The following is a 17,164-nucleotide window of genomic DNA, read 5'->3' as shown; positions in this document are numbered from 1 at the left end:
CAGACGCCTTCCTGTCTTGAGGTGTGCCATGGATATCGCGATCGTCTCCGCGCACGAGCTGACTTCCGACACTCCCGCCATCGCCCGCGAGCTGGGGCGAGGCCACCGGGTGACCGTCTACACCCGGTCGATGGTCAAGGGGGACGGTGTCGAGCACGTGCCCGCCGGCCCCGACGTGGAGCTGTCGGAGAGCGACCTCCTCCCCTACATCCCGGACTTCAGCGAGGGCCTGCGGCGCAGGTGGCGGGAGCACCGCCCGGACATCATCCACGCCTACTCGTGGTCCAGCGGCCTCGCGGCCATCGCCGGCTCCGAGGGCCTGGGCGTGCCGGTGACCCAGACCTTCCACAGCCACTACGACGACAACCGGACCACGGCGCCCGTACGGCGGCTGGAGTGCGCGATCGGACGCCGCGCCAGGGCGGTCATCGCCGCCTGCGCCGACGAGGAGTCCGAGCTGATCCGGATGGGCGTGCCCCGCCGCAACATCTCGGTCGTCCCGCACGGCGTGGACATCGAGCGGTTCCGCCGTCAGGGCCCCGCCTTCCCGAGGGGCGAGCGCCCCCGTCTTCTGCACGTGGGGCACGTGGGCGCCGACTACGCCGTGCACGCGCTGCGGGCCGTCCCGGAGGCCGAACTCGTGATCGCCGGCGGCGACGAGCAGAGCGTCGAGCGGCTGCGCGCCCTCGCCGGGGAGCACGGCGTGGCCGACCGCGTGGAGATGCTCGGCATGGTCCCGCACACCGCGATGCCCAAGCTCATGCGCAGCGCCGACCTGGTGCTGTCGCTGCCGTCCGCCGTTCCCACGGGCACGGCGGCGCTGGAGGCCATGGCGTGCGGGATCCCGGTCATCGCCTCGGCCGCCGGGGCGCACCTCGACTCGGTGGTGGACGGCGTGACCGGATTCCTGACCCGGCCCGACCGCCCGCTGGAGATCGCCCACCGGATCCGCCGCCTGCTCGGCGACGCCACCCTGCGTACGGCCATCGGCTACGCGGCGGCCGACCGCGCCCGCTCCCGCTATTCGGTCGAGCGAATCAGCATGGAACTGCTTCGCGTATACGAGAAGACCTGCGCGTAAAGGCAAGCGGTATTACCGGATTAAGACCGTTATCTGAGTGAATTCATGTGATTAACTCGGCTCATGTCACTTCATGGGCCTGGTTTAGCGGTGGCGGCGGCGATGCTCATCGCCGCCGCCAGCGCATGTTCGAGCGGGGACTCCACGAAGGTGTTCAACGCCGGGGGCGAGTCCACCACGCAGGAATCCGCGTCCGCCCCCGGTTCCTCCGGCGCCCTGCCGGGAAACGCGAACGCGGCGGGAGTGAGCGCGACGCAGACCGCCACCGCCGCCGCCGTGGACGACGCCGGCCGGAATGGCGCGGTCGCCCCTGCCGAGACCGGCGACAAGGTCGCCGAGAAGATCGGCGAGGTCTCCGCCCCGCCGTCGCCGCCGCCCTCCCCCAAACCCGCCCCGAGCCCGCGGGCGACCTCCGCTCCCACCACGGGGGCCGAGCCCCCGATGCGGCTCGCGCGGCCGGTGCGCACCGCCGACCGGCCGGTCGTGGTGGACGTCATCGAGCCGGAGGACGTGCCCCGTGAGGACCGCACGCCCGCCCGGGTGATCCCCGGAGGCGCGGGCGGGGCCGCGCGGCAACCCTCCGTGCCGTCGCGTACGCCACTCCCCCGCTCTTCGAGCGCCTCCACGGGCTGGGGCGCACCGGCCCTGACGGAGGACTTCGGCGGGCAGCCGCTGCGCCTCGACGGGAACGGCGCGGAACTCGACCTGTCGGCGGCCTCGGTCCAGCGGTACGGCCGCTGGGAGGTCCGCCTGCGGGCCGAGGACGGCGCGCTTCCCGAGGCGCTGCTGCGCTCCGCCGGGCCGGACGGCCCCGGACGCCGTGACGCGCGGTTCGCCGGGCGCGGCGGCTCGCCGTACGACGTCCCGGAGTTCGCCGGGGCGGACGGCGCGGGAACTGAGCAGGCGAGGACCGAGGACTCGAGGACCGAGGACTCGAGGACTGAGGACGCGGAGATCGGCGTGCGGGGGATCGGCGACGCCGGCGCGCCGCGCGCGGAGTTCTCCGTCCGGCGGGGCCCTGACCTGGAGCGGGCCGAGACGGCGGCCGACTTCACTCAGTGGCACACGTTCGCCGTCGACTGGCTGCCCGGCCGGGTGATCTTCTGGCTGGACGGCAGGCAGGTGTGGAACTACACCGGCCCGTACGTCCCGAGGTCGCAGGGCATGGGCCTGGTGCTGCGCAACGGCGCCCCCGGCGGCGTGGTCCACGTCGAGCGGGTGCGGGTCTACCCGGTCCAGGGACGCTAGTGCGCTGTCCGCCAACGTTCACACCCGTGGGCATTCACCCGTGGCCGGACAGGAGGGCCGCCGCCTTCAGCGACAGGTGGAGCAGCAGGCGGTCCTCCCCGTCGGCGAGGTCGAGCCCGGTGAGCTGCCCGGCCTTGCCCAGGCGGTAGTACAGCGTCTGCCGGTGCACGCCCAGCACCGCCGCCGTCTCCTGGACCTGCCCGGCGTGGTCGAGGTAGGTCTCCACGCTGCCGGCGATCCGGGGCGTGAGCGCGGCCGACTCCGCGGCGAGGTCGGCGAGTTCGCGCGGGGACAGCCGGGCCAGCAGCCGGTAGACGCCGAGAGCGCTCCAGTCGGCGACCGGGGCGTGCCGCTCGACGTGCTCGGCCACCCGCAGCGCCAGCAGCGCCTCCCGCCAGCTCTGCCAGGCCTCCCCCGGGTCGTCGCGCGGGCCGCCCACTCCGGCGGCCATGCCGTACAGGCCGTGCAGTAGACCGGCGACGTGCGCGGCCTGCGCGGCGGGCGCCAGCACCGCGAGTAGCGGCGCGTCGACGGCCGCCTCGGTCACGTCGGGGTCGGCCAGCACGCCGCGCGGCAGCGTGCGCGGCGGCCCGGCCACCTCCGCAGGCGTACGGACGGCCACGGCCGTCACCGGCCCCTCGATCGCGACGCCCGCGGCGGCGCGGACGGCGGGGTCGGCGGAGAAGAACTCGCGCAGCGGGGCGTGCCTGCCCCTCGCCTGCCCGGCCAGCAGCGCGGCGGCCCGGCCGACCAGCGGCGCGACGGCCGCCAGGCGCTCGTCGGTGAGCGCGCCGGACTCCAGCGCCCACAGGTAGCCGTAGGTCACCCCGCCGTGCCGCAGCGGCACGCACACGCGGCCGAGCAGTCCTGGCAGGCCGGGGATGCGCACGGGGCCCGTCGCGGTGGCGATGCCGTACGCCTCGAAGTGGGCCCGCACCTCGTCGGACGCGTGCCTGCGCAGGATCGACTCCTGCCGCACACGGTCGATGTCCCCGCTCTGCGCGCCGTACGCGAGCAGGTTGAACGAGCGGTCCTCCAGCGTCACGGAGGCGTCCAGCAGGCGGGAGATCTCATCGACGATGTCTTGCATGCCGACATTCTTGTACATATGTCGAAGAATGCTGTGGCGGATGTCCGTGGAACTTCCGTGACGTGCGGATTTAGCCTGGGGCCATGCTCGGTTCCCTGCTTCTCGCGGGCTCACGCAGCCCGCTCGCCCGCCGGGCCGTGTCGGGGCTCCCGCTCACGCGCAAGGTCGTCGACCGCTTCGTGGCCGGCGAGTCCGCCGCGGACGCCGTCGACGCGACGCGCCGCCTCACCGGCTCCGGGCTGTCCGTCACGATCGATCATCTGGGCGAGGAGGTCCGGGACCCCGGGGCCGCCGTCGCGACCGCCAAGGCGTACGTCTCGCTGCTGGAGGCGTTGCGGCCGCTCGGCCTCGGCGACCGGGCCGAGGCGTCGGTCAAGCTGTCGGCCGTCGGCCAGGCCCTCGACCCTGGCCTGTCCCTGGAGAACGCGCGGCAGATCTGCGCGGCGGCGCGGGAGTCCGGCGCCACGGTCACCCTGGACATGGAGGACCACACCACCGTCGACGCGACGCTCGGCGTGCTGCGCGCGCTGCGGGAGGACTTCCCCGAGACGGGCGTGGCCATCCAGGCGTACCTGTTCCGCAGCGAGGCCGACTGCCGCGACCTCGCCGGCTCGCGGGTGCGGCTGGTCAAGGGCGCCTACGCCGAGCCCGCCTCGGTGGCCTGGCAGCGCAAGGCCGAGGTCGACCGCGCGTACGTGCGGTGCCTGCGCGTGCTCATGAACGGCACCGGATATCCGATGGTGGCCACGCACGACGACCGGCTGATCGCGATCGCCGAGTCGCTCGCGGTGAGCGCCGGGCGCGGCTCCGGGGACTACGAGTTCCAGATGCTCTACGGCATCCGGGCCGACAGGCAGGCGGCGCTGGCCGATGCCGGGTCGAGGGTGCGGGTCTACGTCCCCTACGGCGACGACTGGTACGGCTACTTCATGCGCCGCCTCGCCGAGCGCCCGGCCAACGTCGCCTTCTTCCTACGCGCTCTGAGGGGTAAATGATGGATTCGATCACCGAGGTGCCGGCGCCGGCGAACGAGCCGGTGCACGGGTACGGGCCGGGCAGCGCCGAGCGCGCCGCCCTGGAGACCCGGATCAAGGAACTCGCCGGGTCGTCCCTCGACCTGACGATGACGATCGGCGGCGAGCTGCGCATGGCCGGCGGCGCCCCGATCGACGTAGTGCAGCCGCACAACCACGCCGCCGTGCTCGGCCGTACGGCCGACGCGACCACGGCCGACGTCCGGGCCGCGATCGACGCGGCGCTGGAGGCCGCGCCGCGCTGGCGTGCCATGCCGTTCGAGGAGCGCGCCGCCGTGTTCCTCCGGGCCGCCGAACTGCTCAGCGGCCCCTGGCGGGCCACGCTCAACGCGGCCACCATCCTCGGCCAGTCGAAGTCGGCGCAGCAGGCCGAGATCGACGCCGCGTGCGAGCTGATCGACTTCTTCCGGTTCAACGTCGCCTACGCCCGGCGGCTGCTCGCCGAGCAGCCCCAGTCGTCGCCCGGCGTGTGGAACCGCATGGAGTATCGCCCGCTCGAGGGCTTCGTCCTGGCGATCACGCCGTTCAACTTCACCTCCATCGCGGCCAACCTGCCGGCGTCCGCGGCGCTGATGGGCAACGTCGTGGTGTGGAAGCCGTCGCCGACGCAGCAGTTCTCCGCGCACTTCACCATGCGGCTGCTGGAGGCGGCCGGGCTGCCGCCCGGTGTGATCAACATGGTCACGGGCAACGGCGGCGCGCTCTCCGAGGTCGCCCTGCCGCATCCGGAGCTGGCCGGGATCCACTTCACCGGTTCCACGGCCACGTTCCAGCACCTGTGGCGCACCGTCGGGGAGAACATCTCCGGCTACCGGGGCTACCCGCGGCTCGTCGGCGAGACCGGCGGCAAGGACTTCGTCCTGGCCCACCCGTCCGCGGACGCCGGGGTGCTGACGACGGCGCTGCTCCGGGGCGCGTTCGAATACCAGGGCCAGAAGTGCTCGGCCGCCTCGCGGGCGTACGTGCCGCGATCGCTGTGGACCCGCATGCGCGACGACCTCGTCTCCGCGGCCGAGTCGCTCACCGTCGGCGACGTTTCGGGCGACCTGTCGACGTTCATGGGCGCGGTCATCGACGCGCGGGCCTTCGCCAAGCACAGGGACGCCATCGACCGGGCGCGTTCCGCGGACTCGATCGAGGTGCTCACCGGCTCCTACGACGACTCGGCCGGCTACTTCGTGCGGCCGACCGTGCTGGAGTGCGGCGACCCCGCGGACGAGGTCTTCGTGAAGGAGTACTTCGGCCCGATCCTCGCCGTCCACGTCTACGAGGACTCCGCGTACGACACCGTGCTGGACCAGATGGAGAGCGTCTCGCCGTACGCCCTGACCGGGTCGGTGATCGCGCAGGACCGGTACGTCATCGACGACGCCACCGAGCGGCTGCGCTTCGCGGCGGGCAACTTCTACGTCAACGACAAGCCCACCGGCGCGGTCGTCGGGCAGCAGCCGTTCGGCGGGGCCCGCGCCTCCGGCACCAACGACAAGGCCGGCTCGATCTTCAACCTGATCCGCTGGGTCAACGCCCGCACGATCAAGGAGACCTTCGTGCCGCCGGTCGTGAGCGGTCCCTACCGGGGCGACGTGCCGCAGGGCGGCTGGCAGCAGCCCGACCTCGGCGACCTCGGCTACTGACGGATCCCTGGAACCCGGTGCCCCCGGAACCCCGCGCTCCCGGAACGGCGCGCGTTCCGGGGGCACCGCCCGTCCGGCCCTCACCTGCCCGCTATAGAGCGGTGGGCCGGCGAGCGACAAAAGCGTGCCCGGGGCTTCTGGCCGGTGTTCTGGCCGGAATTCCGGCCACTCAATTACTATGGCCCTATGGAGATAATCCCGATCAGTGAGGCCAAAGACCGGCTGACCGAGTTGGCCGATCGGGCCGCCCGTGAGCACGACCACTTCACTCTTACGCGAAACGGGCGCCCGCACGCGATGATCGTGTCGGTGGCGGAGTGGGAATCTCTGCAGGAGACCCTCGAAATACTCGCCGATCCAGAAATGCGGGCTGATCTCGTCGAGGCCGCCGCAGCCGAGGCGAGGGGAGATGTGACGACAGAGGCCGACATGGCCGCCATCATGGCCGCTCGTCTCGGTAAGGCAAGTGCGTGAGCGACCGATACAGCGTCCTCCTCGCGCCGCCGGCACGCCGTGCCCTTAGCGGCGGTCTGCCGGAGGAAGTGGCCGCCGCCGCCTGGGAGCTCATCACCGGCGCGATAGCCCGAGAGCCGTGGCGGGTGGGAAAGCCCCTCCAGGAGCCGTACCAAGGGCTGCACGTCGCCCGGCGCGGAACCTACCGCGTGGCCTATCGCATCGACGAGGACAAGCACGCCGTCACGATCCAGGTGGTCAAGCACCGCCGGGATGCCTACCGGTTCTGAGCGGCTTCAGTCCTCAGCAGCTTCCCGCACGCCGTCCGCCCCGACCTCAGGCGACCCTGACGGATCCCCCGGAACCCCGCGCCCCCCGGAACGCGCGCGCGTTCCGGGGACACCGTCCGAGCGCGAGGCGGAGGGCGTGCGCGTCAGCGGAAGGTGGCGGCGTCGATGACGAACCGGTAGCGGACGTCGGAGGCCAGGACACGCTCGTACGCCTCGTTGATCTGCTCCGCCGAGATCAGCTCGATGTCTGCGCCGATGCGGTGCTCGGCGCAGAAGTCCAGCATCTCCTGCGTCTCTGCGATGCCGCCGATCACCGACCCGGCGTAGGAGCGCCGGGCGTTGATGAGGGAGAACACGTTGAGGCTCAACGGCTCGGGGGGAGCGCCGACGTTGACCAGCGTGCCGTCGACGGCCAGCAGGCCGAGGTAGGCGTCGACGTCGATGGCCGCGCTGACCGTGTTCACGATCAGGTCGAACCGGCCGGCGAGCCGCTCGAAGGTGTCGGGGTCGCTGGTGGCGTGGTAGTGGTCGGCTCCGAGCCGCAGGCCGTCCTCCTGCTTCTTCAGGGACTGCGAGAGCACGGTGACCTCGGCCTCCATGGCATGGGCGATCTTCACGGCCATGTGCCCGAGGCCGCCGAGTCCGACGACGGCGACCTTCCTGCCGGGACCGGCCGCCCAGTGGCGCAGCGGCGAGTAGGTGGTGATGCCGGCGCACAGCAGCGGCGCCGCGGCCGCCGGGTCGATGCCCTCGGGCACCGACACGACGAAACCGGCGTCGACGACGACGTGCGTGCTGTAGCCGCCCTGGGTGACGGTGCCGTCCCGGTCCAGGCCGCCGTAGGTGGACACCATCCCGTCCAGGCAGTACTGCTCGTCGCCGTTCCGGCAGTTGACGCACTCACCGCAGGAGTCGACCATGCAGCCCACTCCTACGCGGTCGCCCACCCGGTGCCTGGTGACGGCGGCGCCGGACTCGGTGACGCTGCCGACGATCTCGTGGCCGGGGACCAGCGGATAGGGCTGGGGTCCCCATTCGCCTTTGACGGTATGGATGTCGGAGTGACAGATGCCCGCGTACTCGATCTCGATGAGCACGTCGCCGGGGCCGACGTCACGCCGTTCGATCATCGTGGGCGTGAGCGGCTCGGCGGCGGCCGGCGCGGCGTAGGCATGAACCCGCATGATCTGATCGCTCCTTCGGTGAGGGCCCGCCCGCCAACTGCCCGCTGGGCGGGGCGATGTCGCGAACCCATCGAAAGCGCTGGTCAGAGGAGGAGGAAGGTACTGGTGAAAGGTGTACCGGCAGGGCACCTCTGCGATGCGGACGGTTACCTAGCCTGAAGACGTGGACAGCCGCACCGAGGTCCGTGAGTTCCTGACCTCCCGCCGGGCCAGGATCAGCCCGCAGCAGGCCGGACTGCCCTCCTACGGCGCCCGCCGGGTGCCCGGCCTGCGCCGCGCCGAGGTCGCGCAGCTGGCCGGGATCAGCGTGGAGTACTACTCCCGCCTGGAACGCGGCGACCTGTCCGGCGTGTCCGACAGAGTCCTGGACGCGCTGGCCCGCGCCCTGCGGCTCGACGACGCGGAACGCACGCACCTGGAGGATCTCGCGCGGGCCGCGGGACCCGTCCGGCGTCGCCGTCGCCGCCCCACCCCGCAGCAGGTGCGGCCCACTGTGCAGCGGCTGCTGGACGCCATTACCGAGGCCCCCGCGTTCGTGATGAACGGCCGCGGCGACATGCTGGCCACCAACGCCCTCGGCCGCGCCCTGTACGCCCCCATGATCGACGCGGCTCGCGGCGGCATCCCCAACCACTCCCGGTTCACCTTCCTCGACCCCCGCTCCCACCGGTTCTGGGGCGACTGGGAACGCGCCGCCAACGACATCGTCGCCCTCCTGCACGCCCAGGCCGGCCGCGACCCCTATGACAAGGACCTCGCCGACCTCATCGGCGAGCTGTCCACCCGAAGCGACGACTTCCGCGCCCGGTGGGCCCGCCACGACGTCCGGCAGCACCACATCGGCGCCAGGCCCTTCCGTCATCCCGTCGTCGGCGACCTCCACCTCACCTGCGGGTCCCTCGAACTGACCGCCGACGACCTGACCCTGGTCGCGTACGGCACGGAACCCGGCAGCGACTCCGAGGAAAGACTCCGCCTGCTCGCCGGCTGGGCCGGCACGCTCGGCACCACCCCCCGCCACGACGGCCGCGGCCGGCCCCGGCGCGTCCCTCCGGCGTCACGGGCGGGGCCTCTGGACGCCCGCTGAGCGCGTCTCAGTCCTCGGCGGCGGGTACGGCCATCTCGCCGAGGAGGGACCAGTCGTCCTGGGGGACCGTGACGTTGACGATCCGCGGGGTCTCCGCGAGGTGGGGCGGCAGGGTCCGCCGGGCCGTGCGGAAGTGCTCGGAGCCGACGTGGGCCGCTCCGGCCTCGTCGTCGCGGAACGCCTCGACGAGGACGTACTCGGCCGGATCGTCCAGGCTCCGCGACCAGTCGAACCACAGGCAGCCCGGTTCGGCGCGGGTCGCCTCGGTGAAATCACGCGTGATCTCCGGCCACTGGTCGGCGTACTGCGGCAGCACCCGGAACTTCGCGGTGATGAAAATCATCGGGCGTCTCCTCATGTGATCGCGGCGAGATGTCGTGGGGGACCGCCCTGCGGCCCTACCCCCGTTTGTATCCGTAAGGCGACGGCCAGGGGGAGGCCCGGGACCGGCGCTCCGGCGGTAGATGCCTGCGAGAGGGGGTACCGAGCCCCAAAGACGCCTTCTGAGCGGACCGAGGTCGACATGCGCAGGATCCTGGCGGTTCTCTGCATCGCGGGCGCGGCCGTCACCGCCGCCTGCGGCGACATCAAGCAGGACTACTACACGCAGACGATGCCCCAGAACGAGGGGGCGAACCTGAACCTGCCGGGCCTGCTGCTGCGCAACGCCTTCGTCATCGGCTCCCAGCAGCCCGCCCCGGCGGGAAGCGACATGCCGATGTACATGATGCTGCTCAACGAGAGCGGCCGCACCGACCGTCTGGTCTCGGTGGACACGGGAGGCCTGTTCCGGGAGGCCCGGCTGCCCGCGGGCGGCCTGGAGATCCCCGGCGGCAAGTACGTCGGCGGAACGGCCCTCCCCCAGGTGCTGCTCGCCGGTCTCACCCGGCCGCTGGGCAGCGGCGGCACGATCCCGGTGACGTTCCGGTTCCAGAACGCGGGGCAGGTCCGGGCCGAGGTTCCGGTCCTGCCGCCCGGGGAGTGGCGGAGCACCTACTCCCCCTGGCCGGCCGCGTCACCCAGCCCGCCGCCGGCCGTCTCGCCAAGCCCTTCTCCGTCGACGACGCCCGGCCCGCCGCAGCCGGTCTCGCCGAGTCCGTCACCCACCGGCGGCTGACCCGCCCCGGATCTCGGGGTTCGCGGCGATGATCTCCTCGGCGACCGCGCGCAGGCGGGGCAGGTACGCGCTCACCTCGCGCGCCCGCCGAGGCGGGTCGTCCGGCGACCCGGTGCCGAGATCGGCCGCGAGTTCCGCGAACCCGGCGCGGTGGCCCGTCTCCTCCGGCGCGTCCGCGGCGAGGATCTTCAGGCACCGGGCGTACGTCGCGGCGATCCAGAAGACGGCCTCGCGGTGCAGTCCCGCCGCGACGAGGTCGTGGCCGCCGTCGACGGCCACCGGCCGGGCCACCCGGGTGATGTCGGAGGAGAACGGGAACGGGGTGCGGGCCGCGGCGGCCGCCGCGTCGAACGCTCTCGTCATCGTGGCGAGGTGGGCGTCGACCCGTTCGCGGGACAGGTGCGCGCAGCCCAGCAGGCCGAGCAACTCCTCGTAGACGTCCATCCTGCCGTAGGCGCGCAGGAGGTCGCGGACCGCCGGGTAGCGCAGCCGTACGGTGGGATTGCGCAGGCCCGCCGTGAGGAGCACATGGGTCGTGATCCCGGCGGGGAACAGCCAGGCCGTGACCTGGTCGTGGAAGGGCGCCCGCGCGTCGAGCGCCGCGAGACCGCCGGTGATGCGGCTCTCGGCGTCCGCGCAGCGCAGGCGGACCCAGTGCCGTTCCGCGAAGCCCGCCGCGACGGCGGCCCGCAGCAGGGACAGGCGCCCGGTGGGGTCGGCGATCACGGTGTCGGTGCGGAAGGCCCCGGCCAGGTGACAGGAGGCCAGCACGTCCCGCGCCGAGGCGAGCCGGTCCCAGGACACGTACGTGACCTCGACGAGCACGCCGTCCCATGGGATCTTGCCGAGCTTGGGCGGCGCGACGGGGTCGGAGACCACGACGGCCACGTCCACGTCCGAGGTGGGCGGCAGCACCGCGCCGGGGTCCGCCCAGGCGGTGGAGCCGGTCAGGAAGGCCCCGGCGAAGTTCGGGGCGGCGGCCGCCTCCTCGGCGACCCATCGGGCCGCCGCGGCCCTCGCGTCCCTGACCCGCACCACCTGTGCCGTCATCTCCGGCCCTCCTTCCCGTGATGTCGTGGCCGCGACTAGACCGTCCGAGCCGGGCGGCGGACCGCTTCAGGAGACCTGGAAGCCGGCCGCCCCGCCGGGCAGCCTGGCGGCCTCCGCGGGCGGATCGGCAGGGTGGCTCCGGGCCTGCGGCGCTCCGTTCGCCGCCAGGGGGATCGTGACCTCGATCGTCGTGCCCGTCCCCTGCTCGCTCCTGATGAGGCAGATCCCGCCCAGCTCGGCCGTGCGCTCGCGCATGGAGGTCAGGCCGAGGCCGGTGCGGCGCTCCGGCGGAAAGCCCACGCCGTCGTCGGTGACCAGCAGGCGCAGCGCCGCGGGTTCGCGGCGCAGCTCGGCCAGGACCCGGGTGGCGCGCGCGTGGCGCCGGGCGTTGGTCAGCGCCTCCTGCGCGATCCGGTAGGCGGCCACCTCGACGGCGGCGGGCAGACCGGCCAGGTCTCCCTCGGCTTTCACCACGATCGCCGGGCCGCCGGCCTCGCCGGGCCCGGCGAGCGCCCGCACGGCGCCGGCCAGGCCCAGGTCGTCGAGGGCGGGCGGGCGCAGGCCGTACACGAGCTGCCGGACGTCGTGGGTGACCGTGTCCATGCCGGAGCGCAGCTCGCGCAGCAGCCTGTCCGCCGTCTCCGGGGAGCTGGTCAGGCTGGCGCGGGCCACGCTGACTGCCGCGGCCATCTCGCCGAGCGTCCGGCCTAGGCCGTCGTGCAGGTCGCGGCGCAGCCTCCGCCGCTCCTCCTCCCGGGCGGCCAGGATGCGCTCCCGGGAGCGCTGCAGGTCGGCCGCCAGGCGCACCGCGTGCGCCACGTCGGCCGCGTACGGGACCAGCGTGGCCAGCACCCGTTCGTCGTGCGCGGCGGGGAAACGGCGAGGGGCGGGCGGGCCGACCAGCAGCCGTCCCACCCGCTCGCCGTGCCAGACGAGCGGCACCTCGCGCGGGGACTCGCCGACTTGACCGTCGACCGCGGTGGCCAACTCGGCCCGCTGCCCCGATTCTCCGCCGGTCACCTCCACCGCGACGCCACGCACCGCCAGGCCCTCCCGCAGCACGGCGATCACCGGCTCCAGCGCCTGCGCCGGATCGGCCCGGCGCACCTCCCGCACCAGCCGCTCGGCCAGCACCCGCGGATCGCCCACCGGGCCGTACAGCAGGCGGTCGACGGCATGTTGCAGCGTCCGGCGCAACGGCTGGAAGAACGCGCCCGTGAGCAGGGCGGCGGCGAGCCCGGCCACCTGGTCGTACCCCGACACGACCAGGCTCGACAGCGCGGCCACACCGAAGTAGACCCCGCCGACCACGACGAGCAGCCCGGCGGCGACGAAGGTCCGGCTGACGACGGTGTCGATGCCGTACAGCCGGTAGCGCGTCACCGAGAACACGATCGCCACGGGGACCAGCGCCGCCCAGACGATCGACAGCCAGACCAGCTCGGGCGAGGCCAAGCCCACGAGCGAGAACACCACGTATCCGGCGAACGCGAACAGCGGCCAGCCGATCTGCCGCCTGCCCGCCGGGTCTGCCCGGCGGAAGCGCACCAGCAGTGACAGCGCCGCCAACGCCAGCGACACGCCGATCGCCGTCCAGGCCAGCGTCCCGATCACCGGCATGTACGGCGCCAGGGCCGGGATCTGCAGCGGATTTGGGACGACCGCGGGGAGCGGGTAACCGTCGAGGGGCGGGTCGGGCCGCACGAACTGGCGTGCCGTCTCGGTCCCGACGGACGCCACACCGAGCAGCACCACCACCCGCCAGCGCCGGGAGGGCAGTTTGCCGTCCGGGGAGTACAGCGGCAGCAGCGTCTCCAGCGTGATGCCGCTCACCGCCCAGCCGACCTGGGCCGGAAACCGGAGGACCTCCGCGAGCGCGACGTTCCCGCGCGCCATCGACGCCAGCATCGCCATCTGGCAGACATCGTGGACGGCGGCGGCGAACCCGCCCGCGCACATCAGCCACGCCAGCGTGAGCCTGGGCCGGTGGGCGACGAGGAACGCGCCGACCACGGGGAAGGTCACCCCCGCCGACATCAGCGGCGTGACCATCCCCGGCACCCGCCACTGGGCCGGGAGCCCCGCGAGGATCAGCAGTGCCGCGGCGACGAGCATCGCGGACACCACGGCGACGACAGCGGCCGCCCGGGCTGCCCACGCCATCGCGCCCCCGTTCTCCGGCTCCCGTTACCGCCTGACCTCAGGGTGCCCGCCAAATGGCGTGAACGCCGCGTTTCCCGGCGATTGTGGCAGGGGTGTTACTCCACGCGGGCGGTCAGCCGGGGATTCGGAGTGGGAAGTCCGGTTGGTCGTGTAGGCGCCGCGCGCGGGGGTAGGCGGCGGGAGTCCCCTACTCCCCCTGGAGGCGTCATGGTCACCAGTCCCACGAGGACCACCGCGCGTACGCCCGTCCAGACGGCCGCAACAGCGCCGCCAACTTCGTCCCGGTCAACAACGCCGACAACTGGCCGCACCTGTTCCTGGGCCTCGGGATGATCACCCTCGGTTTCCTGCTGTCCCGCAGGACGGCCGCCGACAGGGTGTGAGCCAGGCGCCGCCTGCCCGTGATCGACGGCCAGAAGCTGGTGGGGATCGTCGCGCTGGCCGACGTGGCGCGGGCCCTGCCCGACCGCCCGGTGGGCGACCTCGTGGACGCGATCAGCACCGACTGACCGCCGACGCCTACCGGCGTGTCGTTTCCGAGCCCCGGCCCTCGCGGCCGGGGTTCGCGCGTTCGGGGCTCATCTCGCGGCCGTGCCGTGGCCGGTCCCGTCGTGAGCGCCTCTCATCCCGCGTCGCCGTGCCCGGCCGACTGGCCGAGCGTCCTGCTGCGGGCCAGTTCGGAGAGCTGCATCGTGTCCACTCCGTCGCAGACCAGCTCGGTGGAGGCGATCATGGCACGCAGCGCGGGTGCGTCCTTCCCCGGCACGGCCACGGCCGCGGTCTGCAGGTACGTCCACTCACGCAGCGCGTCCACCGACGCGGCGGGCAGCCGCGTCGAGTACTCGACGACCACCGCGTCGTCCTTGACGAGCAGGTGGTCGAGGCTCGCCCCGGTGGGGATGTCCGGGTCGGACGGGCTGTAGAAGGACTGCGCGGGGTGCGTCCAGGAGGCGGCCTCGCCGGGCGGCGTGCGCGGCCGCAGGTCGCAGGTCACCGGGGACCCCGGGGCCGCGGGGGAAGCCGCCGCGTCGGACGACGGGGCGGCAGAGGCGGCGGACGTGTCCCCGCCGCAGCCGGCGCAGAACGCGAGCGACGCCACGGCGAGTGCGACCCGGGTGAGGGTCTGGCGCATCGGTGCACTCCTGGTGTCGGCGAGAGGGGTCCGGCCGCCCCGGCGCGGTGCGCGCCGGGGCGGCCGGGGCGGGGTCAGCGCCCGTTGACCTTCAGCGGAGCCGGACGGGAGACGATCTCGCCGCTCGGGTCGGTCACACGGACCCGGTACTCGGAGCCGGACAGCTCCGGGGTCGCCGTGACGACGATCGCGAACGACGTCTCGCCGGCCACGTCGGTCCACTCGGGCGAGCCCGGCGACTTCACCTGCCACTGGTAGGCGACGTTGCGGCCCTCGGCGGTGGCGGAGATGACCACGTCCTCACCGGCCCGCGCGGGCTTCGCCTTGGGCTGGGACGTGAACCGCAGGTGGAGGCTCTTGTCGTCGAGCACCTTCATCCAGTCGACGAGCTCGTGGGCCCGGTCCCGGATCGTGCTCTGGGCGCGTCCGCCCAGATGACCGGAGTCGGCCGCCTGGCGGAACGCCTTCGCCTGCGCGTGCGCCTCGGCGTAGTTCTTCACCCGGTAGGCGTCGTACGACGCGGTGAGCGCCTGGTTCAGGCGGTCGGCCAGGTCGGCGCCGACCGACCCGTCCGCGACACCGGCGGCGACGAGGGTCCGCAGCTCCTCGTGGCTGACGCAGTTCGCCTTGGTCTGACCGGCGGCCCACTTGACACCCTCGAGGATGTTCTTCTGGAACAACGGGTCGAGCGAGTTCGCCCAGTTGTGCAGCAGCGCCTGGGTGAACGAGCGCCCGCCGTCGTAGTTCTGGCACCACGAGATCGGGTGGTCGGCGCCCTCGACGCGGCCCGCGCCGGCGCCGATGCTGCCGACGTACGTGGCCTCGTTCAGCGTCTGCAGGACGTGGACCTTGTCACGCGGCAGGAAGGTCCAGTTGTAGAGCTCGTCGACGATCTTCAGCTTCTCGGGGAACTGGCGCGTGGCCGGGTTGGTGCGGTCCTCGGTCACCAGTTCGGCGATGTTGCAGGCTCCACAGGTGCTCTGGATGCCGCTGCCGTTGGAGCCGTGGTTGTCGAACTCGCCGCCGGCGAGGCCCTTGTACCAGTCCCACCGGTGCATGGAGTCGGTGGCGCCGTGCAGGGCGACGAAGCCGCCGCCGTTGTTGATGTACTGCTTGAGAACGGCCTGCTCGTCCACCGTGACGCTGGGGTCGGCCTCGGTGGGCCGGGCCGTGGAGAACGTGTCGTTACCGACGCTGGAGACGCCGATGATCACGTCGTACTGCGACAGGCGCTCGATGCTCTCGAAGGGGTTCGGGACCGAGACGTCGGGGCTGAGGTAGTCGTACACGTCGACGTCGAAGTTGTTGGCCCGGCCCATGTCCTGGATCACGGCCATCGTGAGCGGGATGTGCTCGTGCCGGAAGGCGCCGGGCTTGTTGCCGAAGGCGAGCACCTTGAACTTCGGCTTCTTGTTGCGCACGGACTCGCCGGGGACCCGGAACGGGGCGCGCTCGGTGCCACGCGCCGCGCTGACGGTGACGCCGGTGACCACCTCGGGGTGCTGCACCCCCTGGAGCTTCTCGACCAGGTGGGCGGCGTCCTTCACGAGGGAGTCGCGCATGTGGCCCTCGGGCACGACCTGGGCGGCCAGCGCGCCGAAGCGCGTCAGCGCGGACACGGCGGCGTCGCCACCGGCGTCGGCCTCGGTGAGCAGCGCCAGAAGCCGGTCGCCGTTGGAGGCCGAGACCTTGCCCGCGGTGACGTAGCGCTGGACCAGGGCGCGGACGTCCGCGACCGAGGTGGTGATCTCGAAGGTCAGGGTGTAGGTGGCTCCGTTGCCCGCGGCGTCGCCGAGCGTGACCGCCCACGTGTGCGCGCCGACGGACAGGGTGGCGGGGTCGAGCGGCACCGGATAGGTCCACTTGCCGTCGATCCACATGTCGCGCACGGCGACGCCGCCCGAGCCGGGGGACGGGTCGGTCCGGGTCGGCGTGATGGAGGAGGCCGCCGCGCTGTGCGGCACCTTGCCGTTCGCGATGCCCGGCCATGCCGCGACCGGCGGCTTGGTGTCGATCCGCACGCTGATCGTCCTGGCGGCCGAGACGTTGCCCGCGGCGTCGACCGCGCTGTAGCGGACGGTGCTGTTGCGGTCGCCCGTGATGACGTAGGTGGCCGTGCCCCGGGTGCCGTTCCGCACGGCCGGCACCTCGACGACCGGCTCGGATCCCACCGTGACCTGGAACGAGGCGACGGCTTCGTCGTCCGTGGCGGACAGGTTCAACGTCACGTCTCCGTTGGTGAACCAGCCCCCCGCCCCGGTCGTGGTCGACGGGGTGTAGGCGGTGTTCGTCGCGCCGTTGTAGCTCGGCTCGGCTACCGGCGAGAGCGTGGCCACGTCGAGGACGGGCGCGGCCCCCGTCTCGGCGGCGGCCGGGCCGGTGGAGCCGAGCACCAAGGCCGGCACCGCGAGCACGGCGGAAGCAAGGGCCGATCGCGACCGCAGCCCGGTACGTGTGCGTGAGGATCGCATGTCACTCCTCTTGTCGGGACGGAAAGCGCATCGCGCCTCGGACGCCGACCCCACGAGCGCCGGCAGGTGAGGTGATGATCCAGGGGATAACGCGTTGACTTCCGGAAGTGTGAAGTGCGCCACGCAACTT

15 protein-coding genes and 1 pseudogene are annotated in these 17,164 nt (G+C 72.9%); 9 read left to right on the top strand and 7 right to left on the bottom strand.

The window, feature by feature from the left end:
* Positions 1-28 precede the first annotated feature (28 nt).
* On the top strand, positions 29-1,081 hold the full coding sequence (locus tag HHX31_RS04180; protein WP_169945119.1) for a glycosyltransferase: 1,053 nt from the start codon (positions 29-31) through the stop codon (positions 1,079-1,081).
* A 90-nt stretch (positions 1,082-1,171) separates the two neighbouring features.
* Positions 1,172-2,329, top strand: coding sequence for a hypothetical protein (locus HHX31_RS04175; RefSeq protein ID WP_169945117.1), 1,158 nt, complete (start codon positions 1,172-1,174; stop codon positions 2,327-2,329).
* Positions 2,330-2,363: 34 nt separating this feature from the next.
* On the opposite strand, the gene HHX31_RS04170 is transcribed toward HHX31_RS04175, so the two are convergent.
* Positions 2,364-3,419 (bottom strand): CdaR family transcriptional regulator, encoded by a 1,056-nt coding sequence (locus HHX31_RS04170; RefSeq protein ID WP_249345367.1) that lies wholly within the window; start codon positions 3,417-3,419, stop codon positions 2,364-2,366.
* Positions 3,420-3,502: 83 nt separating this feature from the next.
* On the opposite strand from HHX31_RS04170, the gene HHX31_RS04165 reads away from it, so the two are divergent.
* The 4 genes from HHX31_RS04165 to HHX31_RS04150 all read left to right on the top strand — a co-directional run bounded on the left by HHX31_RS04165 (position 3,503) and on the right by HHX31_RS04150 (position 6,830).
* Entirely contained in the window at positions 3,503-4,414 is a 912-nt protein-coding gene (locus HHX31_RS04165; RefSeq protein WP_169945113.1) for a proline dehydrogenase family protein, read from the top strand.
* Positions 4,414-6,087 carry an L-glutamate gamma-semialdehyde dehydrogenase gene (gene pruA, locus HHX31_RS04160; protein ID WP_169945111.1) on the top strand — a complete coding sequence of 558 codons (1,674 nt, stop codon included), beginning with the start codon at positions 4,414-4,416 and terminating at the stop codon, positions 6,085-6,087. Before HHX31_RS04165 ends, pruA begins: the two co-directional genes overlap by 1 nt.
* Positions 6,088-6,273: 186 nt before the next feature.
* On the top strand, positions 6,274-6,561 hold the full coding sequence (locus HHX31_RS04155) for a type II toxin-antitoxin system Phd/YefM family antitoxin (RefSeq protein ID WP_169945109.1): 288 nt from the start codon (positions 6,274-6,276) through the stop codon (positions 6,559-6,561).
* Positions 6,558-6,830, top strand: coding sequence for a type II toxin-antitoxin system RelE/ParE family toxin (locus tag HHX31_RS04150; RefSeq protein ID WP_169945107.1), 273 nt, complete (start codon positions 6,558-6,560; stop codon positions 6,828-6,830). Before HHX31_RS04155 ends, HHX31_RS04150 begins: the two co-directional genes overlap by 4 nt.
* 143 nt (positions 6,831-6,973) lie before the next feature.
* Here HHX31_RS04150 and HHX31_RS04145 read toward each other — a convergent pair whose 3' ends face one another.
* The gene (locus HHX31_RS04145) at positions 6,974-8,017 is read right to left on the bottom strand and encodes an NAD(P)-dependent alcohol dehydrogenase (protein ID WP_311931585.1); all 1,044 of its coding nucleotides are present in this window, start codon (positions 8,015-8,017) and stop codon (positions 6,974-6,976) included.
* 160 nt (positions 8,018-8,177) lie between these two features.
* On the opposite strand from HHX31_RS04145, the gene HHX31_RS04140 reads away from it, so the two are divergent.
* On the top strand, positions 8,178-9,101 hold the full coding sequence (locus HHX31_RS04140) for a helix-turn-helix domain-containing protein (RefSeq protein ID WP_169945103.1): 924 nt from the start codon (positions 8,178-8,180) through the stop codon (positions 9,099-9,101).
* 7 nt (positions 9,102-9,108) lie between these two features.
* On the opposite strand, the gene HHX31_RS04135 is transcribed toward HHX31_RS04140, so the two are convergent.
* Positions 9,109-9,444, bottom strand: coding sequence for a putative quinol monooxygenase (locus tag HHX31_RS04135; protein WP_169945101.1), 336 nt, complete (start codon positions 9,442-9,444; stop codon positions 9,109-9,111).
* A 180-nt stretch (positions 9,445-9,624) separates the two neighbouring features.
* Here HHX31_RS04135 and HHX31_RS04130 point away from each other — a divergent pair, with 180 nt between their 5' ends.
* Entirely contained in the window at positions 9,625-10,218 is a 594-nt protein-coding gene (locus HHX31_RS04130; RefSeq protein ID WP_169945100.1) for a hypothetical protein, read from the top strand.
* Here HHX31_RS04130 and HHX31_RS04125 read toward each other — a convergent pair.
* The gene (locus HHX31_RS04125) at positions 10,201-11,268 is read right to left on the bottom strand and encodes a hypothetical protein (protein WP_211589184.1); all 1,068 of its coding nucleotides are present in this window, start codon (positions 11,266-11,268) and stop codon (positions 10,201-10,203) included. The genes HHX31_RS04130 and HHX31_RS04125 overlap by 18 nt on opposite strands.
* 66 nt (positions 11,269-11,334) lie before the next feature.
* On the bottom strand, positions 11,335-13,431 hold the full coding sequence (locus HHX31_RS04120) for a sensor histidine kinase (RefSeq protein ID WP_169945098.1): 2,097 nt from the start codon (positions 13,429-13,431) through the stop codon (positions 11,335-11,337).
* Between the two features lie 269 nt (positions 13,432-13,700).
* Here HHX31_RS04120 and HHX31_RS35900 point away from each other — a divergent pair.
* Positions 13,701-13,814, top strand: a pseudogene (locus HHX31_RS35900) (DUF4383 domain-containing protein); the annotation flags it as partial.
* 239 nt (positions 13,815-14,053) lie between these two features.
* Here the strand turns inward: HHX31_RS35900 and HHX31_RS04110 are convergent.
* Together HHX31_RS04110 and HHX31_RS35515 are read right to left on the bottom strand one after the other, a co-directional pair.
* On the bottom strand, positions 14,054-14,563 hold the full coding sequence (locus HHX31_RS04110; protein WP_169945096.1) for a hypothetical protein: 510 nt from the start codon (positions 14,561-14,563) through the stop codon (positions 14,054-14,056).
* A 74-nt stretch (positions 14,564-14,637) separates the two neighbouring features.
* Positions 14,638-16,977, bottom strand: a complete 2,340-nt coding sequence (locus HHX31_RS35515; protein WP_169945094.1) for a ThuA domain-containing protein — start codon at positions 16,975-16,977, stop codon at positions 14,638-14,640.
* Between the last annotated feature and the right edge of the window lie 187 nt (positions 16,978-17,164).

This window comes from Microbispora sp. H11081, from assembly GCF_012999535.1.
Lineage (GTDB): Bacteria > Actinomycetota > Actinomycetes > Streptosporangiales > Streptosporangiaceae > Microbispora.
Note: the sequence above shows the minus strand (reverse complement) of the source record. Positions and strands in the feature narration are given on the sequence as shown.